Here is a 23,515-nt window from a genome sequence, read left to right as displayed (position 1 = left end):
CAATTTTTTATTATATTGAATTGAGCATTTTGCACCGGCCTTAAATAGAAGGGATAAGATACTATAAGTCGGGAGGTTATGACTTATGACATACAAATTAGCTTGTAAAGATCTTGGGGTTGCTTGTCCCTTTGTTGCTGAAGGAACAACCGTGGATGAAATGATGGAAACTGCTGTAAAGCACGCCAAAGAAGAACATGGTTACACTGATGAACAACTAAATGATCCTGAAACTCAAAAAGAGATCAAAGCAGCAATAAAGGAAGAATAACACCAATCGTCGTAAAATTGGATGACTTGCTCATAACCGGGAAGTAACATCCGAATACAACTATTTTTTTATTCAACTTTTTTTAGATAAAATCTCGAATCATATTTTGAGAGCATGATCTATTTCCTCAACAATATAGGGAATGACCCTGTCCACTGCAGCAAGAACCTCCGGACTTAGGTCCATTGAAATATCCTGCTGGATCTCACCTATCTCTATCCCAAAAATGACGATCTTTGGAAGATTCTGAACATGTTTTGCAATGATCAGGATATCAGAAATTCCGAAATCATGGGCAGAGAAAATTCCAACGTGCTCATTGGCTTTGCTCAAAAGGTCCTCAAGATCAAAACGAAGAATCGAACCTTTTTTTGCAGTTCCAATGCCAACCACTGAATCAACAATAATGACCTTATCAACACCTTCCAGAAGGTTCAGAATATCCAGACCACACACACCGGCATCCAGGATATCAATACCCTTTGGAAGACTATCCCCCATCTTCTCAAGAGCTTCGACAACCCTCACACCAACGCCATCATCACCCATTAAAAGATTCCCGCATCCGATTATGCGAACAGATGGATCATATTCAGACATTCAGACCTCCTGTGTGAATTCCAGTGTATATTCCAGTATGCATTCTGATAACATTTTGATCCCAGAGATCCTCAGAGCAGTCTGACCATGCCGGGTGGGTTCTTCCCTGTCAGATCGATGGTGTGGACAGCACATGTGATACAGGGATCATAGGACCTCCCCACATGTAATATGCCGGTCGGATTGCTGAAATCGACTCCCAGCCAGTTATCAACAGCAGATATCGTGGAACCGATCAATGCATGTTCAAGAGGACCGGGTACCCCCTCACTGTCCCGTGGGCTCAGGTTCCAGGCGCTTGGTGTAACGATCTGGTAATTGGCGACCTTTGCGTCGTTATCTGTTATGACCCAATGACCCAGTGCACCCCTGGGGGCTTCACAAATACCCATTCCCCTGGAATCCTCTGCTGCTGACATGTCAACATCCACCCGGAACCTTCCATTTGGATCAAGGTCTGTTGTTATCCATTGAATCACTTCATTGGTTATTATGAACAATTCCTGCATGCGTGCTATCATTCTGGTAAAGCTGTTGAAAGGAGAATATCCATTGTCCTGGAACAATTGCACAAGACCTGTAACAAGTGGCTCTTTCATGATAAGCAGACGGGAGAACGGACCCACCTCACAGGGGATGCCCTCATAACGGGGAGCTTTGGACCATGTGTATTTTTCCGCAGAGAAATCCTGATAATCGATCCGATCGGGATCGGTAAAAGGTTCAGTAACCCCTTCATACGGATGTTTGTCGCCTTCATAGTCGTCATAAAAGGAATGTTTTACACTTTCCGTGACCTTATCTGAATCAAATTTATGATACTCCAGCGAGCTGGTCATAAAACCGGAGGTCTGGAAACGATCACCTGCAGGACTTGTTGGTTCATAACCTTCGTGTTCCACGTTGTAGAAATCCCCATATGAAAGGAAGCCGATCTTCGAAAGATCATTGTAGCCACTCATTTTGTCGTGCTTGAGACTTATTGGAAGTCCCAGTATTTTTTCACCGATCAGTTCCGAGCCTAATGCGGAATAGAGTTCAAGATCCCCCCAGCCATTTGAACGTGAAAGGTCGTTTGTCCGGAGTGACCTTTCGGTCAGTTCGTGAAGATGTTCAATAAAGAAATCCGCGGCTTTCTTTGGAGAAGATGCCATGTACGTGTTCCCAACCCATTCCTCGAAGGGTATGCCTATCGAAGTAGCATTCAGAAAATCTACCACTTCTGACATGATCGATGACATAGTTTGAACATCCGAAGCCGTCGGGTTGTTCGTAACTCCGCCGGGATACATGACGGTCTGGTGGGGCATCTTACCACCTATAACAGCACCGGCATCGTGCAGTATCTTCTTCATCGGTATTACGCCAACATATGAACTACCGGGAGGAATAGCTTCCCCATCGATCTTGTAGCTGATCGGAGCAAATCTCCCAAGAAATTCTTTCCATACCGAAGATCCCAGGTTCCCGAAAGTGGACAGTACATTACCATAGGCAGGATTTGCAAGATCCGGACCCCACAGGATGTAGAAATGGAGTAAATGATTTGAGATCGTATTGAGTCCATGATTGATATTCCTTGCAACAAGTGCATCCTTTGGAACAGATCCGGCAACGCCATATAAATCATCAAGTGCATTGACAGCAGCTATGGAGTGTGCCACCGGACAGACCCCACATATCCTCTGGGAAAGGAGAATTGAATCCCTCGGGTCCTGACCGCGATATATACGTTCAAACCCCCTGAAGATCATGTTGGAACTTCTGGCCTCCGTTATGATACCGTTCTCATCGACCTCAGTATCAAGCCTTAAAGGACCTACTACCCTTGTAAGGGGGTCTACTGTTACACGGACCATTATTGATCAGCCTCCTTTCTTTTCCTGTTTTTCTTGCTTGAATACAGTGGTCTTGCATTATCAGGAAAATCCGGTTCCACGCATGCAATACAAGGGGAACCTGCCTGCACACAGTAACTGTGCCCGTCATTCCATTTGCGCAGTGCACAGTCAGCATGTGCAAGAAAGGCCTGGCATCCCATTCTCAGCAGGCATTTCTCCCCACCAACACAGGTATCAAATTCCTTATTATCGAAGAACTTCTTTCTGGGACAGTCCTTGTGAACGTTATGATCCGGCGGGAAGAAGACCTTTGGCCTGCCAAATTCATCCAGCACCTCAGGCAGGTCATCGGGTATCTTAACATTACCGGATATAATTGCACTTAACGTATAGATTATCCAGTCAGGATGAGGTGGACAGCCCGGGATGTTGATCACAGGTTTGTCTATCCCGAGAAGCTTCAACATGCCTTTTGAAGGATCTTTCTTCGTAAAGGCAACACCCCGATAATCCAGAATATCAACGATGTCGCTCCCGGCAGTATTTATGCCACCGTATGCAGCACAGGTACCCACAGCTATTATCAGGTCAGCATTCCGGGCTGCCTTTTTGAACATTTCCTTGCTGCTGCGGTTTCCGGACATGAAATATTTCCCCGAACCATGGGGACCGTTCGCAATTGCACCCTCTACCATCAGGATATAGTTGCCCTGTTCACTTATCTCATCAAGAAGTATTTCTGAATTTAGTTCTGAAGTATTGGCAGGCTCCCCATCAACAAATAGCCCCTGATGTGCAAGGAACGCTTCATGACGTTTCAGATCTATGTTCAGTATCTCGAATGCCTTCAGGAGTGCAGGATTGGAAGCATCCAGTAAAGACTCAGAACAACCTGTACATTGGGCTCCCTGGATCCACAGTACACGAGTCTCAGGAAAATCATGATCTCCCGGATCATCATTCAGATAGGACTCCAGAAGCTTGAACCCGCCGCCCGCCTTTCTTGCCTTAAGGAACTTGTGCCAGTCCATTCTTAAGAAGTCAAAATCATTGCCACTGTTATCTGAATTTATATTTTCCTCACTCAAGTGACCATCTCAATATGAATTATCGCTGAAATGGATCCAAATAAATTCACACTAAAATTGATCAATAAAACCCATCCCACTATTGTAGTTATTTTACTTTCAGATATAAATAACAATCTAATCATTACTAGCGGACACCACATATTAAATACAAAAGATTCCATTTTTATAGTATGTGCATAGCCATTCCGGGAAAAATAACTTCGATCCTGAATGAAAATACGGCTACTGTGGATATCGGGGGTATAAAGAGGAAAGTGAACCTTGATCTAATAGGAGGAGCTGATAGCTCCCTTATAGGCAGATATGCACTTGTCCATGTCGGCTATGCCATCTCATTGGTATCTGATGAAGAGAGTGAAGAAATTCTCAAATTGCTAAGAGATGTGATGAACCTCAGTTGATATTATGGAAAACATTGAGCAAAAGCTGATATCAAGGATCAATGAACATGCCACCCCTCTCCGGATAATGCATGTATGTGGAACCCATGAAAGGACCATATCAAAATATGCAATTCGTGATGTGATCTCCGAGGATATTCAGCTGTTAAGTGGCCCCGGATGTCCTGTTTGTGTGACCCCTGCAGAGGATATCAACTTTGCAATTGCACTGGCGAGGTCCGGAAAGGTGATAACATCTTTTGGGGATATGATGAGGGTTCCCGGAACTGCAGGAAGTCTGTTCGATGCAAGGTCAGAGGGATGTGATGTTCGCATGGTCTACAGCATCGATGATGCCATAAGGATCGCAGAAGATAACCAGACTCAAGAGATCGTATTTTTCGGGATCGGATTTGAGACCACTGCACCCTCCAATGCTGCTGCCTTGCTGAGAGGTGTGCCTGAGAACTTCAGTATTCTGACAAGCCATAAACTCATGCCTCCGGCAATGGAGATACTCACACAGGATACGAAAGTTGACGGATTCCTGGCACCAGGTCACGTTTCAACGATCATTGGAACTGATCCATATGAACCCATTTCAAAAAAGGGATTTCCGATCGTAGTAACAGGTTTCGAAGCTCTGGATGTTCTGCTCGGCATAGCCATGATACAAAACCAGATCGAATCCGGCAGCTCCTCTGTTGAGAATGCATATCCACGTGCAGTAAATGCTGAGGGGAATATTAAGGCCCGGGAAATGATGTATCAGGTCTTTAAGCAGACCGATACCAAATGGCGGGGAATCGGGATGATCGAAAATTCAGGACTTGCTCTGAGAACGGAGTTTGAGCAATTCGATGCTTCGAATGTCCATGCTGAGATCTATGAAAAGGTCTTACATGACAGGAAGGTTTCAGAAACCGATAGTAATCGAACTGGCCTTTACGAAGAATGTATGTGTGCTGAGATACTGACAGCACGCGCCCAACCTTCCCAATGTCCTTTCTTTGGCGGAAGATGTTCACCAGAAGATCCGGTCGGGCCCTGTATGGTAAGCCTGGAAGGCACATGCTATAACTGGTACAAATACAGACATAATAAGGGAATATAAAATGCATGAGTATTCACTTGCCTGTGAGATATTTGAAACTGTGATAGAAACAGCAGACAAAAATAAAGCGATTGCAGTAAATTCCATAACACTGGAAATAGGCGGCCTTACCCATGTAAGTCCGGAACAGTTGTTATTCTGCCTTGATGTCCTTTCCCGGAATAGTATTGCCGAAGGGGCGAAGGTCAATGTGAATTTTGTTCCACCATCCGGAGAGTGTGAATGCGGATACAGAGGAGATGCAGGAGTTCCGGATAAACTTCGTGATGAAGATCAGCCATCACTTTACGAATATGCAATTCAGACCTGTCCGGTATGCGGTAAGCTTCTTCAGCTCTTGGGTGGGGATGAGCTCATGATCCGAACGATAGATATCGAAATATGAAATAAGAAAGGGGATTTATCAATGCTGATGCATGTTGTAAACGTTAATAAGGATGTCCTGAAAGCCAATAATGAAATTGCACAGAGCAACAGGAAGCTTTTGATCAGGAACAGGGTTTTCACCATGAACATCATGGGAGCCATCGGTTCAGGGAAGACGACACTTATTGAAGAGGCGATCAATGCACTCGGAGACCGTTACAGGATAGCGGTCATTGCAGGGGATGTTGTTGCAGAGATGGATGCATCCCGTTTCGAAAAGCTTGGTGTGAAAACGGTAGCTGCAAACACCGGACGTGAATGTCATCTGGATGCAAAACTTGTGGAAAGGTCACTGGCGGATCTGGACCTTAAGAACATTGACATCCTGTTCATTGAGAATGTGGGGAACCTCATCTGTCCTGTTGATTACAAACTCGGTGAACGCGTCCGTGTTGTGATCGTAAGTGTAAGTGAAGGTGATGATACTGTTCTGAAGCATCCGATGATCTTCAAAAGCTCAGACCTTGCCATCGTTAACAAAGTTGACATCAGTGAAGCTGTAGATGCTGATCCTGCAAAAATGAAGGCTGACATCAAGCAATTGAAACCATCAATTCCGGTACTGCTAACCTCTAAAAATGACAGGATAAGCATTGACAGATGGATAGAGTATATTGAATCGTATATTGAAGAATAATATACCTGTTTCTGATAGATATAAACCTGAGAGACCTAAGTGAGAATCATGCCAAACGATAATGTCATAAAGATGGAACACGGAGCAGGCGGAGAGCCGATGCAGGCTCTGATACGTGACCTGATCCTCAACAACATAACCGGCAGATCTGCAGGACTTGTGGGACTTGATGATCTCGATGACGGTGCAACGATAAACATCTCAAGTATAATTGAAAATAACAACAATAATGGTAACAGTAATGACAATAGCAATTGCAATAATCCTGGTGAGATCGTGGTCACCACAGACAGTCATGTGATCAAACCAGCCTTTTTCCCGGATTCCAACATTGGCAGGCTTGCTGTCTCAGGCACTGTGAACGATCTCGCAGTAATGGGAGCTGAACCTCTTGCTCTTACATGTGCAATGATTGTGCCTGAAGGATTTGAACTTAGCTCTTTTGAGAAAATAGTCAGATCAATGAGCGAAGCTGCAGAAGAGGTGGATGTCCCTATTATAACAGGCGATACGAAAACGGTGGAAAGAAACGGACTTGACTCTATCATAATTAACACTACAGGCATCGGAATAGCGAATGAAGTGATAAGGGACTGCGGTTTGTGTACCGGTGACAAAATAATACTTACAGGCACCATAGGTGACCATGGGATATCGCTTCTGGCTCACAGGGAAGGATTCGAACTTACCACCGATCTGGTGTCTGATGTGGCTCCCTTGTGGAATATGCTAAAGGACGTTGTTCAGATAAGAACTATCGAAGGAAAGCCTGCCATATCAGCCATGAAGGACCCTACCAGAGGAGGACTTGCAGGCACACTGAACGAAATGGCTCAGAAAAGCGGAACAGGGATCCTCATTGAGCAAAATGACCTGCCTATAAAGAAATCAGTAGCATCTGCCTGCGAAATGCTTGGAATAGACCCTCTTGAAGTAGCAAATGAAGGGAAAGCTGTCATCTGTGTCAAGGCTGAACATGCAGAAGAAGTGCTGGCAATTCTTCGTGAACATGAGTATGGCAAAGATGCTGCTATCATAGGAGAAGCAACAGAAGAGAATTTAGGGAAGGTTCTGATGAGGACACCAATTGGTAGCATGAGATATGTGGACCCGCCTACAGGCGATCTTATACCACGTATCTGCTGAAACATGAATTGAATCTGATTCTCTTTTAACTTTTCAAACGACATGACGTTTTTACGAAGTTGTTTCGTTAAATTATATCCATATTAATCAGTAACTAGTAAAATTTATATAACTTCTTTGCTAATTTTGTTACATATTATAAATTTCAAAGAGGATGTATAATGAATAAAAATATAGGACTGATATTCATCGCGTTAGCAATCCTTGCTTCTGGTTGTGTATCTACGACGACCATATCTCCTGTGACATCAGGAGATCTCATCGTGAGTACAGAACCAATAGTCATGAAGGAATTCCAGGAACAGCAAATATCTGTAATTGTCCTGAACAACAATACCAGCCAGCCGATCGATTCCGTAAGCGTAAGTTCTTTCGGCCTCTTTACGGTTCTCGGGGACACTTCTAACATAAACATCCCTGCAACCAAGCAAGCAACTGTTAATGCCAGGATACAGGCCCCTGCATTTGATTCAGTAGAAGATACCACAATGCTGACCATATCATATGCATCAGGCCTTGATGAAGATGAGAAACCTGTGATCCAGACAAAGAACATTCCAGTCCAGACCGTGGTTCTCCCAGATGCAGAATTGCAATTCGTAGGTTTTGTAGAAGATATAGATAATCTGCTTGCAACTCCACCAGTTTCCACCTGGGAAGCTGAAAAGGGTGAAAATGTTACTGTAAAATTCTCAGTTAAAAATAGTGGACAGAGCACGATCCCTGCAGATAGCCTTGTTGTATATATCGATATTGAGAATGAGCTTATCGGAGGAAATGCAAGTTTCAACATAACCCAGGCAATGGCAAGGGGCGGTACATCATATACCCGTGGTGTTGAACTTCCAATCCTTGAAGATGCACCTAACGGGGAAACTGATGTGTCTGTAACACTAATGCAGGGAGATTATGTTCTTGATACCCAATCCCTCGTGCTTAAAGTAAAACTTTAACCAGGTCTGATTCCCATGGGATTTAAAATATCGGGATCTAAAAGGTCCCTATTTTTATTTTTTATTTCCATCAGTTTGATCGTAATCTCATTTTCCGGGTGTGTTGAAACACCAGACGACCTTTATAGGGAGTATGAGCATGTCTTTATTCAGGACATAGATGTGATGTCCACTACCCAGGAAGAAGGTGCTCTCCTGACAGTAACTCCCTATATCCGAAACGATCAGAGCTCTGACAGTTCAATGCTTTCTGTAAAGATCAAGGTGATTGACCAAACCACACAACTGATCGTAGCAGAAAAGGATCTGGACATGGGATACGTAAAAGCTGAATCCATGGCATACAATAGTGCATCACTTGAGGTTCCGGAAGCCGGAAAGTATGTGGTCGAAGTCCAGCTTTTTGAGGATGACAGACTTCTGGAAGAGATGGGCACTTTCGTTACCGTGAAAGAAAAACCATCAGCTGACCAGCCAGCGAATATCAAGCTCACTGACATGAACCTTGTTATCACAAAATTCGTGAACTCAGATCGAGAAGCCGTGGTTGATGTCTCCCCTGGCATCTACAATGAAGGAGGAGATTCCAGGTCCCTAAATATGATCGTAACAGCAAGGGTGGACCCATACACAGCATATACTGAAAGTGACGAACTCGGGATACTCAAAGGATCGAGCAGGGTTAGGGGAAACGTTCGTTTTGTCCTTCCGAGGAATGACGATTACACATTTACAGTTGTTGTTGAAGAGAACGGACGGGAAGTTGCCATATCTGAAAACCCGGCGCCTGTAAAGCTAGATGAGATCTATAAAATAGACGTTGTCAATACGTATCCACTTGTAGAAGAAGGCACACCAATTGTTGAGGAACCAACAGACGAACCAGTCGAAGAACCAGATGAAGATGCAATGCCGGGATTCCAGATCCTGCTTACACTCACAGCAATCCTTCTGACAGCCGGGATTGTTAACAGAGGAATACTAAGCAGTAAAAAGCAAAGAAAATGAAGGGGGATAATATGACAGAGGAAGAAGACAGGTATAATATGGAAAAACGGGAAGAGGAAGTTCCCGCAATGGAAAATGCGAATACAAAAGGAAGAACTTCAAACCGCAACAACAATGACGAATCTTTCAAAAAGCTCGTTAATGCTGCAGTGGTGATCGTCCTTGTGGCTCTGATATTCATTGCCCTGTTCTCCTTCTTTTTTAGCATGCAGGAAGCAATATTTGCCCTTTTTAATCCCAGGTATCAGGCACTCATGCAGGCAGTCTTTAGTCTGATGGTCGTGGTTATGGGAGTTTACATGATCAAGATGTTTTTGGCAAAATGATCAAGGAGAATGACCTCGCTTCTGCAACCTGATAACGTATCAGTAACGAAAAGCGAGGTTACAAAACCTCCAGATATTCTGAGATATGAAAAACAGGAAACAGGAAACATTATTTCTTTTTCAGAACAACTGCCCTGCTGAAAAATAGATTTGGCCTTTCCACAATAGTGAAACCATTATCTAAAGCCGTCCTGACAAACTCATTAAATCTCTTCGATGAAACATGCAGATATGGTTCTGCTATGAACAGTAACCCGTTGGCCTTTACAATGGAAGCCAGCTCATTGATGGTCTTTTCCGGCTTTGAAACCTCATGGAGCATGTAAATGGCTATTGCGAGATCGACCTTCTCTGATATACCAATGATATCTTCTTCAGACTTGTGTAGTACAATATGCTTCTCCAACTCCGTACCCTGGATCTTCTTTTCGAGTTTTCGAAGCATCCCCTCCTGAAGATCAGCCGCTATGACCAGACCGGAACTACCGACCATTCGGGCCATTTCTGTTGAGAAGTAACCGGGACCGCATCCAAGATCAAGAACTGTCATTCCTTCTTTGATATAAGGATCTAGTATCTCCCGGGGTTTCTGGAACCATCTTCTTATCCTGTTATCCAGAATGCCTGAGATCGCAGCCGGACATACACGATTGTATCGAATGTTCACAATATACCCCTCAAAAATAATTAGATTCCATGGAACATATAGTTAACTTAAATCTGCAAGATGTTCCCTTGAAAAGAACATTTCCCGATCATATCCAATGATAGCAGCAGCCACAATAATGAGAACTCCGGTTTCAATCATCTTTGTGGTCTGGGATATATCCAGGATCTCCTGCGACATGTTAACAATAAAGTGGAAAGCAATTGCAGCAATGATACTTTTCCTGTTCTTTATGCATATCCAGCTGATTATCATTCCCATGGGGACGATACTGACAAAGAAATTCAGGCCATACCAGAAACTTTCGTGGAATATCTCATACTGATAGGAATTGTTGACAAATATCAGAGGGAAGTGCCAGAGTGACCACAGTGTGCTGAAAATAAGCGAGGCCTTGAAGTATGTGTGCCGGCTCTGCAGGCTATCAAAAGCATAACCTCGCCATCCCAGCTCTTCAAAGCCTGCTGCAAGTAAAAGCAGCAACAATACCGGGACAAATCCGGTAGAGAAGGAGAAGCCTTCAGCAAGCTGGAACTGTGACGTAGATCCCCCGAACAACAGGGAGATAAAGATCGATGCAAGGACTGACAGAGGCATTAATAGAATGAATACAGGGAGGATTTTTGGTTGTATAAGTCTTATGTTGATCAGCCTGTTAACAAAATCCCTTCTTAGATCCATATTTTTGGACCTGATGATCATGACAATTGATATCAGAAATGGTGCCATAAGCCCTGGCAGCATGAGCAACATATATAGAGCTTCTCCGCCATCCTGAAAGCTTAGATATGCTCCTGCAAACCAGAGAGCATAGGTTATGATAAAAGTTGAAAGATAATAGATGCCAGGTTTGTAATCGTAGTTGGGTATCATTCCATTTCTCCAGTTCTTAATTACGATGGCTTTTCAACCAAAATACTATTTGGCCATTTGCATAAATTTAATTTAGAAGTATTAGTAAAAACTTGTTATTAAAATATATATTTTCTGTTTGAACACACGCCAGATACACCAGATCTCGCTTCTGCACACGCCAGATCACGCTTCTGCATACGCCAGATCTCGCTTCTGCATACGCCAGATCTCGCTTCTGGAGCGCGGACCGAGGTGATGAGCTTCGCTCAACACCTCACTGGAAGTGGAATGGGAGCTTCAATCATAAATTAAAAAATCACAAAAACAAAGGATTCACCCCCAAATTCAGGGAAAAGGGAGTGGAATAATATTGGTCAGATCCAGACCTATGATACTCAGGAAGGTCATTCTTTTATAGTTTTTATTCGATTCTTTTTTTAGTTTTTTAACATCCATACCTAATCTTTTTTGGTTCATCAAATGACCACAAGAGATAAATATAACCATCATAATTATTCATGATGGATGGGAACTATTAACCTCTGGTTTCACTATCTCTTCCTTATTTGGTTCCATTGACATCCATAACCATCGACAGAATTCTCTGCCTAATGGATATTATTGAATGGTTCCAAAGCTGAGTTCAATGACCTGAACCGAGGTCAGGTCATGTGAAATATCTAATGAATAATAGTTAGGAATAGAGAGAACATGTCTGAGAATTTTGATGTTAAGCTGGACAATGAGAGCTATCTTCCTGATCCATCGGTAAAAGAAAATTCCTGGATGCAGGATTATGAAAAGGTCTATAGTGAATCTCTTAAGGACCCTGAAAAACACTGGGAAAGTGTTGCAGAGGAACTTGAATGGTTCGAAAAATGGGATAAGGTGATGGAATGGGACCATCCTTATGCAAAATGGTTCACCAATGCCAGGATGAACATCACTTACAACTGCCTTGACCGGCATGTGTTCAATGGGAAAAGGAACAAGGTCGCAATGATCTGGGTAGGCGATGGAGGAGAAGAACAGGTTGTCACCTATCGTCAGCTTTACCGTGAGGTCATGAGATTTGCCAATGGTCTCAAGTCCCTGGGGGTTGAGAAAGGGGACAAGGTCTGCATATATATGCCACAAGTTCCTGAGCAGATCGTGGCAATGCTGGCGTGTGCACGTATAGGTGCGATCCATAGTGTGGTATTCGGAGGATTCGGTGCCAAAGCATTGCATTCCAGGATAAAGGATGCACAGGCAAAGATCGTCATTACTGCGGATGCAAGCCTTCGGCGTGGTAAGCGCATTGATCTTAAGTCCCTTGTGGATGAAGCTGTGGTCAATGCCTCATGTGTTGAGAAGATAGTGGTCCTGAGAAGGATGACACCGCAAATGGAACTCTTTTCTGAGATAGAGGTTGACTTCTATGAGATAATGGAAGATGTTGATAAGGAATGTGAGCCCGAGATGATGGACTCTGAGGATCCTCTGTTCATTCTTTACACCAGCGGAACAACCGGTCCGGCCAAGGGGATAGTTCATGCCTGTGGTGGCTACATGGTAGGCACTTACTACACTACAAAGAACATTCTGGATCTGAAAGAGAACGATGTCATGTGGTGTACTGCGGATCCGGGATGGATCACAGGGCATAGTTACATTGTTTATGGCCCTCTTTCCATGGGTGCGACGATCCTCATTTCAGAGACAACACCCGACCATCCTGACCCGGGTGTCTGGTGGAGCATGATAGAGGAGTTCGATGTGAGCGTCTTTTATACGGCACCAACAGCGATACGCATGTTCATGAGAATGGGTGAAGAGTGGCCCGGAAAGTACAACCTGAGCTCCCTGAGGGTCCTGGGTTCGGTTGGCGAACCTCTGAACCCGGAAGCGTTCAAGTGGTACTATCGTGTGATCGGCAAGGAGAAATGCCCCATTCTGGATACCTGGTGGCAAACCGAAACAGGTATGCACATGCTTACCACACCAGTTGGGGAACCCATGAAACCGGGATTCACTGGAAGACCCATACCTGGTGTGATCGCTGATGTTGTGGACGAGAATGGCGATCCGGTGCCGGCAGGAACAGGTGGTTTCCTTGTGATAAAACAACCCTGGCCTTCCATGATGAGGACAGTTCATGGTAATGATGAAAGATATCGTCAGTACTGGACGACAATCCAGAACTACTACAGTGCAGGTGACCTTGCCGTAAAGGACGAGGATGGCTATATCATGATACAGGGCCGTTCCGACGATGTCCTTATCGTTGCCGGTCATAACATCGGCAGTGCAGAGGTCGAGAGTGCGCTTGTTTCTCATGAGGCTGTGGCCGAAGCCGCTGTAATAGGAAAGCCTGATCCTCTAAAGGGGGATTCCATCAAAGCCTTCGTCATACTTCGAATGGGCTTCACATCTTCTGATAAATTGAAGCTTGATCTCATGTATCATGTAAGAATGAACCTGGGACCAATTGCCATGCCTTCTGAGATCGAATTCGTAGATTCGCTACCAAAGACTCGTAGCGGAAAGATCATGAGGAGATTGCTTAAGGCACAGGAACTTGGAATGGATCCGGGGGATGTATCCACGTTGGAGGATTGACGCGCCAGATCACCAGCTCCAGATCTCGCTTCTGGAGCGTGGACCGAGGTGGTGAGCTTCGCTCAACACCTCACTGACAGCAGAACGGAAGCTTCAATAGTAGATTCAAAACAGCAAAACCAAAGCTCTTCATCACAAACTTCAGAGAAATTGAATTGCGGAGGAACCGAGGACAGATGAATAAATCTGTCGCTACCCCTCTTCTTTTGAGTGAATGAAAACTCCCTTTTTTAACTTTTTGTATAAAATTAATTTTTTAATGCGATTACAGTTATCGATGATTAAACTATTAAGTAGGTTAAAAGACCATAGATATACGTATAAATATCTATATTGAGAACGAGTTTTCAAGACACGATGGGCAGTAGATTTGGAAAGGATACTCATGAATAGGGCTGAGATGGATGGAGTTGACAAGTTTGCATTCTGGCTATCTACAATATTTAGATTGATGTTGATCATAGGATGCATAGTGGCAACATTGACGGGTAACTGGATGCACTTAGGTTTCTTCATATATGTTCTGGTTGTGACCTTCCTGCCAAGTCTAATCGAAAAAAGGTACAAGTTCAAGTTCCCCAACGAATTTGAAGTACTGATCATGCTCTATATCTATGCATCTCTCATGTTGGGTGAATACGGAGAGTATTTCGAAATATTCTGGTGGTGGGACCTCTTCCTCCACACATCTTTAGGTATAATCTTTCCAGCACTTGGCTTTATTTTGGTATATGTTTTGAACTCTGAACATCAAGTAAATCTAAGCCCCTTTTTCATAGCATTATTTTCGTTCAGCATCGCAGTATCGTTTGGAGCAATCTGGGAGATATTTGAATATGTAATGGATGGATTATTCGGGCTTAATATGCAAAAATCAGGGCTTGTGGATACGATGTGGGATCTGATCGTCGAAACAGCCAGTGCATTCTTGATGTCTACAATGGGATACTTGTATCTGAAGAAGGATATCCATGTCAATCTTTTCAAGAATGCGGAAAGAAAGTTTATCGAACGGAACCCTCGGCTGTTCAGGAAATAATGTGTGTTGATTTTATTAGGGATTATATATCCTTTTTTTAATTTCGTTGGACAAACGGATGTAAGTGGAACCCTAAAGTCATGATTAAAAATAGAAAATAATATGAAAGGCTCCTCATTGTTTTGCCGTGCACAAGACAATTGGGAGCACTATTACTGATTGTTAAACAAACTTATTTCTAAAAATTAAATGGTTTGTAGATATTCTACAAAACCAATCTTCACTCAAGATTGTGCATCTGAGGCAGGGATATGTCCAACGGCTCTCCATATGCCCTGTCGCCTGCATCGCCAAGTCCTGGGAGGATATAGCCCTTCTTATTAAGCTCCCTGTCGATCTTTGTGACGTATATCTCCACTTCCGGAAGCTCCTTCTTGATTGCATCTATACCCTCAGGAGCTGCAAGAATACCGACAATTATGACCCTTTTGGGGTTTCCGAACTTCTTCAGTTCCTTGACCGTTTTCAGGAGAGTAGAGCCTGTGGCGATCATAGGATCTGAGATGATCATTGTGTCCTTCGAGGTTATATGTGGGATCTTTGTATAGCTCATGTCGATTTCAAAGTCCGGGGCCTTTCCCCTGGAAGCTGAAACAATACCCACCTTTGCGTTCTCGAATGTCTTAAGGAGGCCTTCCATCAGAGGAATTGCGACCCTGAGAACAGTTATTATCAGCACATGGTCCCTGTCGCCCGGAGCCACACCATCGGTTCCTTCCAAGGGGGTTTCTATCCTGATGTTCTCGAAATCCATTGTTTTTGTGAGCTCATATCCCATGTACCTGCCAAGCTTGACAAGACCTTTCCTGAACTTAATGTTCTTTGTCTGCTTTGACCTGAGTGTTGTAAGTATCTCCATAAGGTATGGGGAATCTTCGAATGAATAGACTCCCTCCCATCTTTCGTCTTTGAACATGCATTTTCCTCAATTTATTTTGTAGATTAACGTTATTTTAACAGTTGGTCCATGATTATGGCACATATTGCCCCCACTGCCATTCCTGATGCCAGTATGCTTCCAGCGATCTGTGGAAAATGGGCCAGGAATTCCGGAGGAAGCTGTGGTGCACCAAGTCCGAGGACCAGTGAGCTTGCAAGTATCAGTGTGTTCCTGTCGTTGAGCTCGACCTTATCCTTTATCAGCTTGAGGCCGGTGACGCCTATCATACCGTAGAGTGCCACTGTCAATCCTCCCATAACCGGTGCAGGGATGGTTGCAAGCAGGCCTGAGAACTTTGGTATCAATGAAAGTAGAATAAGTATTCCTGCACCGATCTGCACCACCTGGAGGGTTGAGACCCTTGTCAGTGCTACAAGACCTATGTTCTCAGAATAACTGGTGGTACCGCATGCTCCGAATATACCGGCAATTGAACAGGAAAATCCTTCGGAAGCAATTCCTTTGTTGACCTTTTTGTCATCGATCGGGAGATCTGCTATGGTCGAGATCGCATGATAGTCTCCAACACTCTCAATGATGCTGACCATGAAGGCGAACAGCAGGATGATTATTGCGCTTATGTCGAATACGGGTGTTCCCCATGGCATCAGTTTCGGAAGGCTGAAGAACGGCAGTTCCCTGACAAGACTGAAGTCCACAAGTCCGAGTGGTATGCTTATGATGTAACCCACAAGTGCACCCGAAATTACAGGCATTGCCTTTAAGGTCCCTTTTGCCTTCAGGGAGATCAGTATGGTGGTTGTGAAAGTTAAAAATGCCACAAACAATGAGGGGAATATGGAAGTTCCGGCCGGATCCACAAAGAAGTTGACAGAATATTTAACGGCAACATGAGCAAGAGAAAAACCTACTAGCATTATCGTGATACCGGTAACAAGGGGTGAAAATAGTCTCTTCAACCTGCCGATCAGAGAAAGTCCGCCGGTGATACCTTCGATAATTCCCCCAACTATCAGGGCACCCTGGACAGCAGCCATACCCATTCCGGAACCGATAGCGATAATGCCGGGAATGAATGCAAAGCTCGAGCCCTGGACGATGGGGTACTTAGAACCTAAGAACGTTTGCATAAGGGTCGCCACGCCCATGGCAAGCAGGACGGCCTGTATCAGTACGGCAATTTCCGAGATCTGCATTCCGATGGCAGATCCTACCACCAGCGGGACGGTGATGGTTGCTCCGAACATCGCCAGTACGTGTTGAAATCCTAGAACGATCCGTTTCATTTTTTAGCTCCAGAGAGTAAAGGGGGTTGATAGATGGGGAATATTCGAACTTTTTATAGAATGATAAATACACAGATAAACTGAGATAGTAAATTTGTTCTTTATTCTTAACTTTCACCCTTTATCCATAATATCACTTGACGAAGATTTCGATAGAAATGTCAATTGGACAATCTCCAACCCATACCTCGAAATAATATTCGAATCCCTTGAAAACCAACTTACAATTTTACAAATAAAGACAGATATAAAAAAGTTTATTGTTATACAATATATTTAAATAAAGAGAGTATTTATTTTAAAAATTGGGAGTGACTTATATGAGCAGTGAAGACCAAATTGATGAAAAGTATATTGAAACTCTATTAATTAATGGAAAAGAAGTCTCGAGAAGAAAGGGAACCATTGAGGAGATCCATGATAAAGCAAAAAAAGATGAACATATTCTCGAACCCTCTTATTTTTCTGTACCTGAATTACCAATACCTGACATAACAATGATTGCATCCAAATTAACATGGGAGATAATAAAGTCAGGTAAACCTACAATAGATGCAGATGATTCTGCCCTACATGTGTTCTCAAAAAAAGACAGTAATTGGACAAACTATGTTAATAGTAAAAAAGGGGAATCTGATAAGATTCAGTGGAAATTGGACAATCTGTTTGGAATTAATTGTTTTGATGTCATTTTTAAAATTATAACTAACTACGGAGCTGAAAATCCAAATGTTGGAGGTAAATGGATTCCAAGTACATACGTTCATTTTTTGAAATGTAGCTCTCGATGGCCTTGGAATATTGAAGGAAAAGCTTCTGTTTCTCCTATAATAAATGATGGTACTTCTAATGAACCCATTCCAGTCTTCACTCTCACCGTCAATCTTGCAGCTAACCAAGGTATTATTACTAAGCGTATGCTGAGCTATCAATTTAACATAGACGGTGACAAAGGCATTGAAAGAATTGAAGACGAATTCTTAAATCTCTAACATTATGGCTCTGTAAAATTTCTATAAAATTTACTATTAATAGGTTGAAAATGTCAAATATACAAGCAACTAAAAGTGCTTTTCGGATTATTGCTGATATTAGTTGTGCTCTATTATTGAGGATTTCGACAGAGCCGGACATTCATAATTGATGATATGATCATCCCATCAATTAATTACTACAATAGTACCAATCATCTTATTGTGCCTTCATCAATGAAAGCGCTTAACTAATCTTCGCTACAAACGCGATTGTTGAAGCACACAGAAACGGAGTAAATATGACAGAAGTTACAAAAGTATTACTGCTTCTCAAGAACATGGTCTACGAAAGTACCAGCCCCATGGAAACCCTTCGGTTTGCAAATTACTATCGCAATAAAGGTCTTGATGTTGTTGTTATCATATTCGGGCCGATGGGAGTCATCCTTGGAAAAGCTGATAAATGCGGATCTCCTGCCTACGATGATAAGATAAGGGAATGCATGGAACAGGGTGTACAATTCAAGTGCTGCAAACTTGGAGCATCCATTATAGGAATGAAAGAGGAAGAGCTTATTCCTGGTATTGAGCTTATCGAGTCGCATGAGATAGCAGAGATGCTTCTGGAATACTGTAGTGAAGGACAACTGATCGTTACGCTATGATATGATCAATGATGTGGACTCAAACCTGAATATTGCATAAGGCCGAATTCTTAATGTATGGTATTTCAAGTGTAAGTACTCATTTTCTGTATGTGTTCGATACCACATATCCACTGATCCGACTACCAAAGTCCTATTCACATCTAATCGGAGAAACGGCTCATTTTTTCGAAATCGATAACAATGGAATTCCTTTGCTTGTAATATCTCTCGACAAGAACTTTGATGGTGACAAAAAAGTTATGCAAAAATGTGATAACTCCGACCTTGAAACCCGCCTGACATCCCTCGAAAAACAGATGAAATCGTTAGAGAAATCAATACAGACCAACGGCTCTTCATCACGAAAACCAAAAGAACAAGATTGTGGTGGGCCCGGTGAGATTCGAACTCACGACCCCCGCCGTGTAAAGGCGATGTCATAACCGACTAGACCACGGGCCCAATGTTGCTAATAATGCACATCAGTATCCGCCACAATCTTAGTGGTGTGGGATGTGCAACCCCATAATAGCATTAGTCATATATAATGTTTTTGTGTAGGGCCGGGGATGTGCAGGAATGAATCACAACCATTAATAATCAGTAGTGCATACGTTGGTAGCATGACCGATAATAATGAAGAACCTGAGATAGTGCAGCAGAGTAAGCAGCTTGAGGAGTTCAAGGTTGATCTCAACTACAATGAGGAGATGGGACAGATCGTTATATGGATGCCTGTGGATGGACATGATATGCGTGTAGTTACCACAAGCGAGGACGGTAAGCTGGATTGCGTTTTTTACAGGATGTTCCCCAGTCCGGAAGCAGCTCAGGAAGCCTATGAGGATCTTGCAGTTGCACAGGATATAAGGGATATGTTTACCCGCAGTGGGATTGGAAAGAAATGTAACTTATAATAGTTGATGTTTAGTAACAATTAATAATAAATTTGGAATTTCATAATTCCACACCCATAATTACCTCATATATTAACAAACCTTCAAGAGGAAGCCTATCGCATGCGAATCGGAGTATATATCTGCCACTGTGGATTGAACATTGCAAGTGTCATCAACATGGATGCACTGCACAAAAAGGTCGAGGAGATGGGGGATGTCGCCCTTGTGAAAGACATCCAGTTCATGTGCTCTGACTTCGGGCAGGAACAACTGATCGAGGATATCAGGGAAAACAACATTGACAGGATCCTGGTCGCAGCCTGCACTCCGAAACTCCATGAGCCTACTTTCAAGAGGGTTCTCGAGAAAGCAGGTATCAATCCGTATCTCCTGGAGATCGCGAACATCCGTGAGCAGTGCTCCTGGGTGCACATGCACAACCAGAGTATGGCCACCCAAAAGGCATTCGATCTTATCAAAATGGGAGTTGCAAAGCTGAAGCTGCTCCAGCCTTTGCAGATCCGCACGTACAAGGCGAACAAGGACGTCCTTGTCATCGGAGGCGGTGTTGCCGGTATCGAGGCAGCCCTGACGCTGGCAGATGCCGGAACGCACGTCCACATGGTGGAGAAGGAACCCACCATCGGCGGTAAGATGGCATTGCTCAATGAGGTTTTCCCCACCAATGACTGCTCCATCTGTGTGCTGGCACCCAAGATGACGGACGTGCAGAACCATCCGAACATCGAGATGAGGACCTATGCCGAGATCACTGACATCTCCGGTTCAGTTGGGGATTTCACAGTAAAAGGCATCCAGCGCTCCAGATACGTGATCGTTGACCGCTGCAAGGGATGTATCGACCAGTGCTCCAATGTCTGCCCTGTGGAGATACCAAACCCGTTCGACAGCGGCCTTGGCAAGGTAAAGGCCATCAGCATGGCTATTCCGCAGGCCGTCCCGCAGTCGGCTTACATCAACAACGAGTTCTGCGTTGGCTGCGGACTGTGCAAGCAGGCCTGCCCGGCAGATGCTATTGATTATGAAATGAAGGAAGAGGAGTTCTCGTTCACCGTCGGGGCTGTGATAGTTGCCACGGGTTACCAGGGATTCGATGCAAAACGCAAAGAGGAGTATGGTTACAGCGTCTATCCGGATGTCCTGACCAATATGGAACTGGAAAGACTGCTCAATGCATCAGGACCAACACGTGGCAAGGTTGTAGTGCCATCCACCGGAGAGATGCCTAAGAAGGTCGCCTTCATCCAGTGTGTCGGCTCCAGGGACGAGACCGTCGGCAACCCATACTGCTCACGAGTATGCTGCATGTCCTCCATGAAGAACGCACAGATGATAAAGGAACGCTATCCGGATTGTGATGTTACGATCCATTACATTGATGTACGTGCGTCCGGCGAGATGTATGAGGAATACTATGTACGCTCACAATCAATGGGAATCAATTTTATCCGCGGCAAGGTTGCAGAAGTTCAGCCTGACCCGCAGGGCCAGATGCAGCTTCGCTATGAGGACACACTTGAGTGTGCCATCCGTGAGGATCCTTACGATCTTGTAATCCTGGCAACCGGAATGGAAGCCAGCACAACTTCAGATCCGATAGCAAAGATGCTGAACCTCTCAAAAAGGCCTGACAGGTTCTTTTCAATCGCACACCCCAAGATGAGACCTGTGGATGCACACATAAACGGCGTCTTCATCGCGGGCTGTGCCTCAGGTCCAAAGGAGATCCAGACATCCATCGCACAGGGAAGTGCAGCTGCTGCAAGGTCCACCCGCCTGCTGGCAAAGGGCGAGCTTAAGAATGACCCGTTCAGTGCACACGTGGATCCTGAAAAATGCATCGGATGTCGTATATGTGAAGATACCTGTAATTTCAATACCATCAAAGTAATAGAAGGCAAGGCGGTTGTCGATGAGATCTCCTGCCAGACATGCGGTTCATGCAGTGCATCTTGCCCCACAGATGCGATCACCATGCCCCACAGCACTGATGAGCAGATCATAGCACAGATCAGGGCAGCCCTTGAGGTAAAAGACGAATTTCCTCTGATCATCGCATTCCTCTGCAACTGGTGCAGCTATGGTTCAGCCGACCTTGCAGGAACATCAAGAATACAGTACCCTACTAACGTAAGGATCATCAAACTCATGTGTGCCGGACGCGTGGACCCGGACTTTGTGCTGGAAGCACTGCAGGTAGGCGCTGACGGAGTGCTCGTTACCGGCTGCCGTCTCGATGAATGTCACTACATACTCGGAAACCATGATGCAAAGCACAGGATGGAGAACCTGAAAGAAGTTCTCGACGAGATGGGACTGGACCCGGCAAGGCTGAAGCTGCAATGGATATCCGCAGCAGAAGGCGACAAGTTTGCAAAGACCATAGAGGATTTCGTTGACGAACTGACCGAACTTGGCCCTGTTGGCTCAGAGTTGCCGGAGGTAAATGAATGACCGACGAAGAGAAGCCCATGGAAGTCTCAAGGGAGATGGACATACAGGACAACCACATTCTTTACAAGCTGGTCTCCGACAGGTCTGAAAAGACGCTTGATTACGATTACAAACGATGTATGGGATGCGGGATCTGTGTAAGGATCTGTCCCACAAAGGCACTGGAGCTCGGACCCATCAAGGAAATAGCCACAGGCATGGACGCACCGCCTGTGATGATGGACCTTGAGAAGTGCACCTTCTGTTCCATGTGCGTGAACTTCTGCCCGGTAACAGCGCTGGAAATGCGGACTGAAGGAGATTTCCCTGAAGAGGAGCTTTTCCCTGTACTGGAGTACAAGGTCGAGATGAACGAGAAATGTGTCCCTTGCTCTCTCTGTGAAGCAGCCTGCCCGGAGGATGCCATTGAACTGGAATACACATTCCCTAAAAAGGAAGAGATAGCACCACTGAAGGAGAACGCCAAAGGCGAGATCGAGATAGACACCGATAAGTGTAACCTTTGCGGCATTTGTGCGTATTTCTGTGATGCCTTCCTAATGCTGGAAAAGGAAGCGACACCGACCGACCCCATGCCATTCGAGCAACTTATCGTTGACGAAGACATGTGCGATTACTGTATGCTCTGCCAGGATATATGTCCCGAGAATGCCATCAAGGTCAAGGGCGAGCGTCCCTGCGAACCGCCAGTTGTCTCAGGACATGTCACCGTTGACGATGACAAATGCACACGCTGTGGCTGGTGTGATGCTGTATGCCCTTATGACGCGGTCGACCTGGTCAAGCCGTTCGAAGGCGAACTTGTCCTTGTCGATGAACACGTTGAGAAATGCGACACGCAGGGCTGTCATGCATGTTTCAACATCTGCCCTTCACACCTCTGGTACGTTCCTGAGGACGGAAAGAAGATCGCAGCAGTACACGACCTCTGCACTTACTGCGGAGCATGTGTTAATGCCTGTCCTGTGGATGTTATGAAAGTCGCACGCAGCAAGGTGAATCACACTGAGATACCTGACACGCCCTGGGCAGCAGAGTGGAAAGATGCCATCGATTCACTGCTGACAAAGGAAAGGAAACGACCGGACCTGTCCAGGGCACTTGAAGTCGAACCCGAGCCTCTGAAAGAACATGTGGACATCGCGTTCCCTGATGTCGATGAAGAAATGATGGCAAAGGTTTCTGAAAGGATGCAGAAAGCAAAGGATTCCATCACTGAACCGAAGTTCAGGAGGATACTGAACAAAGGCAAGGCTGAAGAGGTCCACCGGTCAATTCAGAAATGAAATGAAATGAAGAAAGGGAAAACTGGAAAACTCCGGGATTTTCCCCTTTCAACTTTCGCTTTTCATTCATTCATTCATTCATTCATTCATTC

Annotated in this window: 23 protein-coding genes and 1 tRNA gene; 16 read left to right on the top strand and 8 right to left on the bottom strand. The window is 44.5% G+C overall.

The annotated features are described in order from the left end of the window. The first annotated feature begins 85 nt into the window (after nt 1–85). Nucleotides 86–271, top strand: coding sequence for a DUF1059 domain-containing protein (locus WOA13_RS00595; protein ID WP_342126065.1), 186 nt, complete (start codon nt 86–88; stop codon nt 269–271). A 99-nt stretch (nt 272–370) separates the two neighbouring features. Here the strand turns inward: WOA13_RS00595 and WOA13_RS00590 are convergent, their stop codons facing one another. From WOA13_RS00590 to WOA13_RS00580, 3 genes are all read right to left on the bottom strand, one after another. Further along, on the bottom strand, nt 371–871 hold the full coding sequence (locus WOA13_RS00590) for a hydrogenase maturation protease (protein WP_342126064.1): 501 nt from the start codon (nt 869–871) through the stop codon (nt 371–373). 71 nt (nt 872–942) lie between these two features. Then, complete coding sequence (locus WOA13_RS00585) at nt 943–2,730, bottom strand: nickel-dependent hydrogenase large subunit (protein WP_342126063.1); 1,788 nt, start codon at nt 2,728–2,730, stop codon at nt 943–945. Further along, on the bottom strand, nt 2,730–3,800 hold the full coding sequence (locus tag WOA13_RS00580; protein WP_342126062.1) for a hydrogenase small subunit: 1,071 nt from the start codon (nt 3,798–3,800) through the stop codon (nt 2,730–2,732). Before WOA13_RS00580 ends, WOA13_RS00585 begins: the two co-directional genes overlap by 1 nt. Nucleotides 3,801–3,973: 173 nt before the next feature. On the opposite strand from WOA13_RS00580, the gene WOA13_RS00575 reads away from it, so the two are divergent. From WOA13_RS00575 to WOA13_RS00540, 8 genes are all read left to right on the top strand, one after another. Then, on the top strand, nt 3,974–4,204 hold the full coding sequence (locus WOA13_RS00575) for a HypC/HybG/HupF family hydrogenase formation chaperone (protein ID WP_342126061.1): 231 nt from the start codon (nt 3,974–3,976) through the stop codon (nt 4,202–4,204). Between the two features lie 4 nt (nt 4,205–4,208). Beyond that, nucleotides 4,209–5,297 carry a hydrogenase formation protein HypD gene (hypD, locus tag WOA13_RS00570; RefSeq protein ID WP_342126060.1) on the top strand — a complete coding sequence of 363 codons (1,089 nt, stop codon included), beginning with the start codon at nt 4,209–4,211 and terminating at the stop codon, nt 5,295–5,297. Nucleotide 5,298: 1 nt separating this feature from the next. Next, nucleotides 5,299–5,682 (top strand): hydrogenase/urease maturation nickel metallochaperone HypA, encoded by a 384-nt coding sequence (locus WOA13_RS00565; protein WP_342126059.1) that lies wholly within the window; start codon nt 5,299–5,301, stop codon nt 5,680–5,682. A gap of 21 nt (nt 5,683–5,703) precedes the next feature. Continuing rightward, entirely contained in the window at nt 5,704–6,360 is a 657-nt protein-coding gene (hypB, locus tag WOA13_RS00560; protein WP_342126058.1) for a hydrogenase nickel incorporation protein HypB, read from the top strand. Between the two features lie 48 nt (nt 6,361–6,408). Continuing rightward, complete coding sequence (hypE, locus tag WOA13_RS00555; protein ID WP_342126057.1) at nt 6,409–7,506, top strand: hydrogenase expression/formation protein HypE; 1,098 nt, start codon at nt 6,409–6,411, stop codon at nt 7,504–7,506. Nucleotides 7,507–7,667: 161 nt separating this feature from the next. Next, nucleotides 7,668–8,459 carry a hypothetical protein gene (locus WOA13_RS00550; protein ID WP_342126056.1) on the top strand — a complete coding sequence of 264 codons (792 nt, stop codon included), beginning with the start codon at nt 7,668–7,670 and terminating at the stop codon, nt 8,457–8,459. A gap of 75 nt (nt 8,460–8,534) precedes the next feature. Next, nucleotides 8,535–9,467 carry a DUF7490 domain-containing protein gene (locus WOA13_RS00545; protein ID WP_342126055.1) on the top strand — a complete coding sequence of 311 codons (933 nt, stop codon included), beginning with the start codon at nt 8,535–8,537 and terminating at the stop codon, nt 9,465–9,467. An 11-nt stretch (nt 9,468–9,478) separates the two neighbouring features. Then, on the top strand, nt 9,479–9,793 hold the full coding sequence (locus tag WOA13_RS00540; RefSeq protein ID WP_342126054.1) for a DUF8060 family membrane protein: 315 nt from the start codon (nt 9,479–9,481) through the stop codon (nt 9,791–9,793). A gap of 109 nt (nt 9,794–9,902) precedes the next feature. Here WOA13_RS00540 and WOA13_RS00535 read toward each other — a convergent pair whose 3' ends face one another. Continuing rightward, nucleotides 9,903–10,460 carry a class I SAM-dependent methyltransferase gene (locus WOA13_RS00535; protein ID WP_342126053.1) on the bottom strand — a complete coding sequence of 186 codons (558 nt, stop codon included), beginning with the start codon at nt 10,458–10,460 and terminating at the stop codon, nt 9,903–9,905. Nucleotides 10,461–10,502: 42 nt separating this feature from the next. Then, a complete protein-coding gene (gene mmrce1 / locus WOA13_RS00530; protein ID WP_342126052.1) occupies nt 10,503–11,333 on the bottom strand; it encodes an MmRce1 family CPBP family CAAX prenyl protease in 831 nt (276 codons plus the stop codon). A 693-nt stretch (nt 11,334–12,026) separates the two neighbouring features. Here mmrce1 and acs point away from each other — a divergent pair. Both acs and WOA13_RS00520 read left to right on the top strand, forming a co-directional pair. Further along, a complete protein-coding gene (gene acs, locus WOA13_RS00525) occupies nt 12,027–13,916 on the top strand; it encodes an acetate--CoA ligase (RefSeq protein ID WP_342126051.1) in 1,890 nt (629 codons plus the stop codon). 370 nt (nt 13,917–14,286) lie between these two features. Further along, nucleotides 14,287–14,955, top strand: a complete 669-nt coding sequence (locus WOA13_RS00520) for a DUF2238 domain-containing protein (protein ID WP_342126050.1) — start codon at nt 14,287–14,289, stop codon at nt 14,953–14,955. Nucleotides 14,956–15,175: 220 nt separating this feature from the next. Here WOA13_RS00520 and upp read toward each other — a convergent pair whose 3' ends face one another. Together upp and WOA13_RS00510 are read right to left on the bottom strand one after the other, a co-directional pair. Further along, complete coding sequence (gene upp / locus WOA13_RS00515) at nt 15,176–15,871, bottom strand: uracil phosphoribosyltransferase (RefSeq protein ID WP_342126049.1); 696 nt, start codon at nt 15,869–15,871, stop codon at nt 15,176–15,178. Nucleotides 15,872–15,903: 32 nt separating this feature from the next. Next, complete coding sequence (locus tag WOA13_RS00510) at nt 15,904–17,142, bottom strand: uracil-xanthine permease family protein (protein ID WP_342126048.1); 1,239 nt, start codon at nt 17,140–17,142, stop codon at nt 15,904–15,906. A gap of 320 nt (nt 17,143–17,462) precedes the next feature. Here WOA13_RS00510 and WOA13_RS00505 point away from each other — a divergent pair, with 320 nt between their 5' ends. Together WOA13_RS00505 and WOA13_RS00500 are read left to right on the top strand one after the other, a co-directional pair. Continuing rightward, nucleotides 17,463–18,134, top strand: coding sequence for a hypothetical protein (locus WOA13_RS00505; protein WP_342126047.1), 672 nt, complete (start codon nt 17,463–17,465; stop codon nt 18,132–18,134). Nucleotides 18,135–18,415: 281 nt separating this feature from the next. After that, on the top strand, nt 18,416–18,781 hold the full coding sequence (locus tag WOA13_RS00500; protein WP_342126046.1) for a DsrE family protein: 366 nt from the start codon (nt 18,416–18,418) through the stop codon (nt 18,779–18,781). Between the two features lie 367 nt (nt 18,782–19,148). Here the strand turns inward: WOA13_RS00500 and WOA13_RS00495 are convergent. Continuing rightward, nucleotides 19,149–19,225 (bottom strand) — tRNA-Val (locus WOA13_RS00495). 107 nt (nt 19,226–19,332) lie between these two features. Here WOA13_RS00495 and WOA13_RS00490 point away from each other — a divergent pair. The 3 genes from WOA13_RS00490 to WOA13_RS00480 all read left to right on the top strand — a co-directional run bounded on the left by WOA13_RS00490 (nt 19,333) and on the right by WOA13_RS00480 (nt 23,423). Continuing rightward, nucleotides 19,333–19,680 carry a hypothetical protein gene (locus tag WOA13_RS00490; RefSeq protein ID WP_342126045.1) on the top strand — a complete coding sequence of 116 codons (348 nt, stop codon included), beginning with the start codon at nt 19,333–19,335 and terminating at the stop codon, nt 19,678–19,680. 102 nt (nt 19,681–19,782) lie between these two features. Further along, nucleotides 19,783–22,137, top strand: coding sequence for a CoB-CoM heterodisulfide reductase HdrA2 (hdrA2, locus tag WOA13_RS00485; protein WP_342126044.1), 2,355 nt, complete (start codon nt 19,783–19,785; stop codon nt 22,135–22,137). After that, nucleotides 22,134–23,423, top strand: coding sequence for a 4Fe-4S binding protein (locus WOA13_RS00480; protein WP_342126043.1), 1,290 nt, complete (start codon nt 22,134–22,136; stop codon nt 23,421–23,423). The genes hdrA2 and WOA13_RS00480 overlap by 4 nt, the downstream gene beginning before the upstream one ends. Nucleotides 23,424–23,515 lie beyond the last annotated feature (92 nt).

The organism is Methanococcoides sp. LMO-2 (assembly GCF_038432375.1).
Classification (GTDB): domain Archaea; phylum Halobacteriota; class Methanosarcinia; order Methanosarcinales; family Methanosarcinaceae; genus Methanococcoides; species Methanococcoides cohabitans.
Note: the sequence above shows the minus strand (reverse complement) of the source record. Positions and strands in the feature narration are given on the sequence as shown.